Source organism: Flavobacterium sp. (assembly GCF_003525665.1).
Classification (GTDB): Bacteria; Bacteroidota; Bacteroidia; order Flavobacteriales; family Flavobacteriaceae; genus Flavobacterium.
Map to the genome: position 1 here is coordinate 13099 of NZ_DQDX01000078.1, position 7209 is coordinate 20307.

Annotated in this window: 5 protein-coding genes and 1 pseudogene; 2 read left to right on the top strand and 4 right to left on the bottom strand. The window is 31.1% G+C overall.

The window, feature by feature from the left end; translation table 11 throughout:
• On the top strand, positions 1-2094 hold a 2094-nt coding region (locus DIU01_RS05455), incomplete at its 5' end, for an LTA synthase family protein (protein ID WP_290832265.1).
• Positions 2095-2097: 3 nt separating this feature from the next.
• Here DIU01_RS05455 and DIU01_RS05460 read toward each other — a convergent pair.
• From DIU01_RS05460 to fabG, 3 genes are all read right to left on the bottom strand, one after another.
• Positions 2098-4125 (bottom strand): hypothetical protein, encoded by a 2028-nt coding sequence (locus DIU01_RS05460; protein WP_290832267.1) that lies wholly within the window; start codon positions 4123-4125, stop codon positions 2098-2100.
• Between the two features lie 73 nt (positions 4126-4198).
• Positions 4199-4567: a four helix bundle protein gene (locus tag DIU01_RS05465; protein ID WP_290832269.1), complete on the bottom strand. Its 369-nt coding sequence runs from the start codon at positions 4565-4567 to the stop codon at positions 4199-4201.
• A 70-nt stretch (positions 4568-4637) separates the two neighbouring features.
• Entirely contained in the window at positions 4638-5384 is a 747-nt protein-coding gene (gene fabG, locus DIU01_RS05470; protein ID WP_290832271.1) for a 3-oxoacyl-[acyl-carrier-protein] reductase, read from the bottom strand.
• A gap of 134 nt (positions 5385-5518) precedes the next feature.
• Here fabG and DIU01_RS05475 point away from each other — a divergent pair, with 134 nt between their 5' ends.
• Positions 5519-6706, top strand: coding sequence for a cytochrome c peroxidase (locus DIU01_RS05475; protein ID WP_290832273.1), 1188 nt, complete (start codon positions 5519-5521; stop codon positions 6704-6706).
• A gap of 75 nt (positions 6707-6781) precedes the next feature.
• On the opposite strand, the pseudogene DIU01_RS05480 reads toward DIU01_RS05475, so the two are convergent.
• Positions 6782-7209, bottom strand: a pseudogene (locus DIU01_RS05480) (succinate--CoA ligase subunit alpha); the annotation flags it as partial.

Sequence of the window (7209 nt, forward strand, 5' to 3'; positions counted from 1 at the left end):
ATGCAGTTATTCAAGAAAAATTCTCCTTTTTTCAACCTAAGCTTTTTCTATTTACTAGTTAATATTTTATTGCGAATTGTACTTGCTTTTCATCCAATTACACAGAGCAAGTTCACGTTTTTTGAAAATATGAAAATTTTCGGATTTGGATTACTATCCGATCTTTTTATCTTTATATTATGTAGTGTTTTTCTTTGGTTGTATTTGCTATTCTTATCAGATAACAAATATTCAAGACCTTATGGTTATATAATTTTTGGTTTTTTTGTTCTTTTATTTCTTTACATTTTATCGGGTAAATCGATTTTGCATGAATATGGTGGTTCTTTACCCGAAATTGGATTGGCATTTATTGGAATCAAAACTTTGCTATTTGGATTGATGTTATTTTTACCAAAACTACGTTCGAAACTTCGATTGATTTTATTTTCAATAACTGTCTTTATTTTTGTTTTATTGATCATTCAAAATGCCGTAAGTGAATTCTTTTTCTGGAACGAATTTGGTGTACGATACAACTTCATTGCTGTTGATTATCTGATTTATACAACAACTGTAATTGGAAATATTCTAGAATCGTATCCAGTAATTCCATTATTTTCTGTAATCGGAATTGTTTCCTTACTTGTTACTTATTTTATTGTAAAAAGATCTAAAAACTACATCTACTCTATCCCAAACTTTAATGATAAACTTAAAAATTTTGGAATATATATTGTTCTATTTATTATTTCATTAGTTGCAATTCCGATTTTAGCAACGCAACAAAATTCACAAAATACATTTGCAAATAATCTGCAAGCCAATGGCGTTTATAATTTTTATTTGGCTTTTACAAATAGCGAACTTGATTATAAAACCTATTACAAAACTCTTCCAGATAACGAAGCGTTTTCAATTTTAGAAAATCAAATACCAGGAATAAAAGACAATTCTACGCAAAGATTGGTTACGAGTGAATCTGAAGAAATTCATAAAAATGTAGTACTTATTACAATTGAAAGTTACAGCGCAAGTTTCATGACCGAATATGGCGGAAAAGATAATATCACGCCGTTTCTAGATTCGTTAGCAACTCAAAGTTTGCAATTCACCAATCTTTATGCCGTAGGAAATAGAACCGTTCGCGGTCTAGAAGCTGTAACACTTTGTTTGCCTCCAATGGCTGGTGAAAGTGTTGTAAAACGAAAAGATAACAAGAACAAATTTTCAACAGGTAGCTTGTTTAAAGAAAGAAATTACAGCGTGAAATTTATGTATGGTGGCGATTCTTACTTTGATAATATGGGCGATTTTTTTACTGGAAATGGTTATGATATTGTAGATAAAAAGTCTTTTAAACCCGAAGAAATTTCGTTTGCAAATATTTGGGGTGTTTGTGATGAAGATATGTATAAAAAAGCGATCAATGTGATGAACGAAGAAAATAAAGCTAACAAAAGTTTTTTTAATCATATAATGACGGTAAGCAATCACAGACCTTTTACTTATCCTGATGGGAAAATTGATATTGCATCTGATAAAAAATCTAGAAAAGGTGGCGTAAAATATACCGATTATGCGTTGAGAAATTTCTTCAAAATGGCAGAAAAACAGCCTTGGTTTAAAAATACTGTGTTTGTAATTCTAGCCGATCATTGTGCTTCAAGCTCAGGAAAAACCGAACTTCCTGTAGAAAAATATAGAATTCCTGCAATGATTTATTCGCCTGGATTTATTTCGCCAAGTAGAAACAATACTTTGATGTCACAAATTGATGTTATGCCTACTCTATTTAGTTTGCTAAACTTTAAATATGAAAGTAAATTTTATGGTCAAGATGTATTTTCGAAGGATTATAAACCTCGCGCTTTAATTGCAACTTATCAAGATTTAGGATTGATAAAAGACGATGTATTAACGATAATTTCTCCTGTAAAAAAGGTAAAACAATTTAAGTTGTTACTTAAAGATAACAATCTTAAGGATGGAAAAATTCCTATTTTTTATGAAGAAAAAATAATAAAACAACCGCGTGTAGATTTAATAAATGAAACCATTTCTTACTATCAAACGGCTGCTAAAATTCTTGATGAAAAGAAGTACGATAAATAAGAATTATAACAATCCGTTGTATTTTCTTAAAAACCATTCGCTTGCTAATGTTATTGCTATTAAAACCAGCAACCAAACCCAGTCAATTAATGGAGTTTTCTTGACAATGTTTTTCTGAATTGCTTTATAATCTTCGTTTTCAAGTAAGGTTTTAATTAAATTATCAACTTGCTTTGGAACAAAAACAGCACCTTTCGTTTGCGATGCCAATTGTTTTAATTTGTTCAAATCTGGATTAACAAATTGTTTTTCGATATCAAAATCTAATATTTCAAAAGTACTAGAATAACTGGCATTAGAATTCAATTCTTTCACTGTAAACGAATATTGTCCGGCCGATAATCCGTCTAGATTTACTTTGAAACTGTTATTAGTTTTCAACAAATCGTATCGTTTTACTTGTTTTGTTTTCGTGTTTGTTACAGCAATTGTCAAACGCGCTTTTTCGTCAAATTCGTAGTTTTTATTGAAATATTGTGCCGTAATTTCTAGTGCATCACCCGAATTGTAAAAACGTTCGTGATTTACTATCAACGATTTTTTAGAATCATTAGAAGCCAAAAACTGAATGGTTTTATCTAGAAAAACATCAAATTCTTCGAATGATTTTTTATCTACATAACTGTGAGCACGCCATTTCCAAATGTTTTCACCAAATAAATACGCATTTCGTTTTCCTTGATTATCAAAAAAAGATAGCAAAGGTTGCTCAGTATCTACATTTCTAATTCGTGATGATAATAAAGTAGACGCATTCTCATTTGGAGTAATTGTTCCGAATGGGTTTTCTAAAGGCGGAAAATTTTCGAAACCTAAATTATCAATTGCAAAAAGATTAAAATCAGAATCGAAATTAGTTAAATAATCTTCTTTTTGATTGGACATTTTAAAATCAATTTGATCTTGTTGCTGACTTAAAAATCCGAAATCAGTATTCAATCCAGTGATAATCCAAGTGTTTATTTTAAGATTTTTATTGGTATCAAATACTTGCTTGAAAGTTCCGTTTGGTTGATAAATAACTAAAATATTGTATTTATTTAAATCGCTGATTTGATTAGGTTTAAGTAATGTTACTTTACGTTGTGCATTAGTTTCAATTCCGCGTTTTAATACACCAATATCGGGATGATTTATTGCAGAAATGATTGCAACTTCGGTTTTCTGGTCTATTATTTCTACAGCAAATTTCTTCGAATTATTATAAGTGTTCTTTTCAGATTCTGAAGAAGTTAATGACGCATTGAAAATTTGCAATCCAGTTTTATCTGCTGGCAACAATACATTAATTACCGCCGATTTATTTGATGGAGAAAATGAAACACTTTGTTTAATTAATACATTATTTCCTTGTGAAATGGCAAAATTTGCAGTCACAGATTTGGTTCCAGCATATTGAAGAAAAACTTCTACAGGAAATTTATTCTTGTGAAAAGCATATTTATTAACGTTAATCTGATTGATTTTTAAATCTAAATAAGTCGTTGTATCACCAACAACCAAAGGGTAAACTTTATTATTTGTATCAAAACTAAAAACATAATCTGAACCCGAAGTTTGATTTCCATCTGAAATTAAAACCGTAGGAAAAGTCAAATTTTTATTGATGCTTTTTAGGTTTTTAGCAACTTCATCAATATTGGTTTGAGCTCCTTTAAAATCGAAAGTTTCTGATGGTTGAAATTCCGAATCAAAGCTATACGATTGAATGTCAAACTTGTCTTTCAGTTTTGAATTTGAACTTAATTTGGTGAAAACTTCTTTCGCAATTTCATTAGCTTTTAAATCTATAATCGAACTAGAATTATCAACAACAATTGGTAGTGGCGTTTTTATGGTTTCAAATGAACTTCTACTTACAATAGGATTTATCAATAAAAGTAACAATCCGAAAACAGATAGAAAACGCAAAAAAGCCAAGAGCTTAGTCATCTTAGACTTACTCTTAGCTTTATAAAAATATTGAAAATACGACAAACCACCAGCAATTATAACTGATAAAATTAGTAAAGCGATTGTGGTTTTGTTCATATTATGGTTTAATAGTTTAAAAGTTTATATGGTTAAAAGTTTATAAGGTTTTGTCTATAATAGTTATATGAAATTATTTTATGTTTGATATTTGAGATTTATGTAAACCGTCGATTAGCATATTAACTTCTGTTATTTTTTCTCTTAATATTATGTATTGATTTTCATCAATATATTCAAAGTCATTACTTAAAATAACTTGATTTAATAATTCTAAGGAAGAACTAAAAGCAATTTCTGAAAAACGAGCTTTATCTTTCATGGAATTTCTTCCTGAACCTTCGGCTAAATTTGATGAGATAGAAATTGAACAGCGTCTCATTTGACTTATCATACCAAACGTCTCATCTTTAGGAAATAGTTTAGTTGTTTTATAAATCAGAATTGCTAATTCTCGTCCTTTTTGCCAAGCTATCAACTTTTCAAAGCTAAATATTCTCATCGTGGATTTATTAAATTTCCAACTCTTATAAACTTCTAAACACCTAAACTTTTAAACCTTAAATACAATCCTAAGTTAGCATTCCGCCACAAACATTTAATACTTGTCCAGAAACATAAGCACTCATATCTGATGCGAAGAAAAGACACGCATTGGCAACATCTTCTGGTGTTCCACCACGTTTTAACGGAATAGAATCTCTCCAACCTTGAACTACATCTTCGTTTAATTTGGCAGTCATTTCGGTTTCAATAAATCCTGGTGCAATTGCGTTACAACGGATATTTCTTGAACCCAATTCTAAAGCAACCGATTTAGTAAAACCAATCATTCCGGCTTTAGATGCGGCGTAGTTTGCTTGTCCGGCGTTACCTTTTACACCAACAACACTGCTCATATTTACGATAGAACCTTTTCGGTTTTTCAACATAATTTTTTGAACTGCTTTTGTCATATTGAAAACCGATTTTAAGTTGATTTCGATTACTTTATCAAAATCTTCTTCGCTCATTCTCATTAATAAGTTGTCTTTGGTAATTCCGGCGTTATTGATTAAAATATCAATGTTTCCGAACTCTGCCATTACATCGTCGGCTAATTTTTGAGCTTCACTAAAGTCGGCTGCGTTTGATTTATATCCTTTTGCTTTAATTCCTAAAGCTGTTAATTCATTTTCTAAAACTAGAGCTGATTCTGCAGATGAACTGTATGTAAAAGCTACGTTTGCTCCGTGTTGTGCAAATACTTTTGCAATTCCGCTACCAATTCCGCGACTTGCACCAGTGATAATAGCTACTTTTCCTTCAAGTAATTTCATAATAATCTTAATTAGTTTGTTCTTTTATTAAAAGCCAAATATAGGAATAATTTGAAGTATAAAAAAAATGATGCATCTAATTAAACCTTATTTGTTTGTTAAAGTCTAATACTAAGCCAACCAAAACCAAACTTATGAACAACAAATTAATGATTGTGAGTTCGATACTGATTTTATTGACTTCATGTAGCAAAAATGATGAAGATAATTATCAAGAAATCGAAACTTATCCAAATGTTACAAATGCTTTCGGAGAAAATATTGACTTAACCAGCTTAGCCAATTATGCCAATCAATCGGTTCCAAATTATATTGTAAAAAACAATTCGGGTTCTAATACAATAACTGATAAAGGTGCTACTTTGGGAAGAGTTTTATTTTATGATAAAAATTTATCTTCTACTAATACAATTTCCTGTGCAAGTTGTCATCAACAAGCTAATGCTTTTAGTGATGCAGCCGTTTCAAGTCAAGGTGTAAATGGTACAACAGGACGACATTCGATGCGATTAGTAAACAATCGTTTTACAAATGAAACCAAATTCTTTTGGGATGAAAGAGCAATCAATTTAGAAACTCAAACTACTATGCCAATTAAAGATCATGGTGAAATGGGTTTTAGTGGCACCAATGGAGATGAAGACTTTTCTAGTTTAATTACCAAACTTTCTGCAATTGGATATTATAAAGAATTATTCAAATTTGTTTATGGATCGGAAGAAATTACAGAAAGTAAAATGCAAATGGCATTGGCACAATTTATTAAAAGCATCCAATCTTTCGACTCAAAATATGATGCTGGAAGAGCTTTAGCAGCTAATGATGGTCAACCGTTTACAAATTTCACGGCACAAGAAAATCAAGGAAAAAATTTATTTTTATCGCCGCCAGTTTTTGATGCAACTGGCAATAGAACATCTGGAGGTTTGGGTTGCGCTGGATGTCATGCAGCTCCAGAATTTGATATTAATCCAAACAGTAGAAACAATGGTATTATTGGTTCGATAAACGGAACAGGAATTGATATCACAAATACTCGTGCTCCATCGTTAAGAGATTTGGTAAAAGTAAATGGAACTACAAACGGACCAATGATGCATACTGGAGTTATCACAACGCTTCAAGCAGCTATAGGACATTATGGTACGATTACTATTGCACCAGGAAATACTAATTTAGATCCAAGATTACGACCAAATGGATTTGGACAACAATTGCATTTAACTGCGCCAGAAGTAAATTCGGTTATTGCTTTTCTACAAACATTATCGGGAACAGATGTTTATATAAATCCCAAATGGTCTAATCCGTTTTTGAATTAATTACAAGATTTGATTATAAAAAAAAGAGCTTTCAAATACTGAAAGCTCTTTTTTTATATAAATAGGAGAAGTTAATTATCCCATTACTTCTTTTACTTTTTTACCAATTTCTGCAGGAGAATCAACAACGTGAATTCCATTTTCTCTCATGATACGTTTTTTAGCTTCTGCAGTATCATCTGCACCACCAACAATTGCACCAGCGTGACCCATTGTTCTTCCTTTTGGAGCAGTTTCTCCAGCGATGAAACCTACAACTGGTTTTCTGTTTCCATCGGCTTTAATCCATTTTGCAGCATCAGCTTCCAATTGACCACCAATTTCACCAATCATAACGATACAATGAGTTTCAGGATCATTCATTAATAATTCTACAGCTTCTTTTGTAGTTGTTCCAATGATTGGATCTCCACCAATTCCGATAGCTGTTGTGATTCCCATTCCTTGTTTTACAACTTGGTCAGCAGCTTCATAAGTTAAAGTTCCTGATTTAGAAACGATAC

Coding starts and splice junctions, on each gene's coding strand:
- DIU01_RS05475 (WP_290832273.1), top strand. CDS start 5,519: ATGAACAACAAATTAATGATTGTGAGTTCGATACTGATTTTATTGACT.
- DIU01_RS05460 (WP_290832267.1), bottom strand. CDS start 4,125: ATGAACAAAACCACAATCGCTTTACTAATTTTATCAGTTATAATTGCT.
- fabG (WP_290832271.1), bottom strand. CDS start 5,384: ATGAAATTACTTGAAGGAAAAGTAGCTATTATCACTGGTGCAAGTCGC.
- DIU01_RS05465 (WP_290832269.1), bottom strand. CDS start 4,567: ATGAGAATATTTAGCTTTGAAAAGTTGATAGCTTGGCAAAAAGGACGA.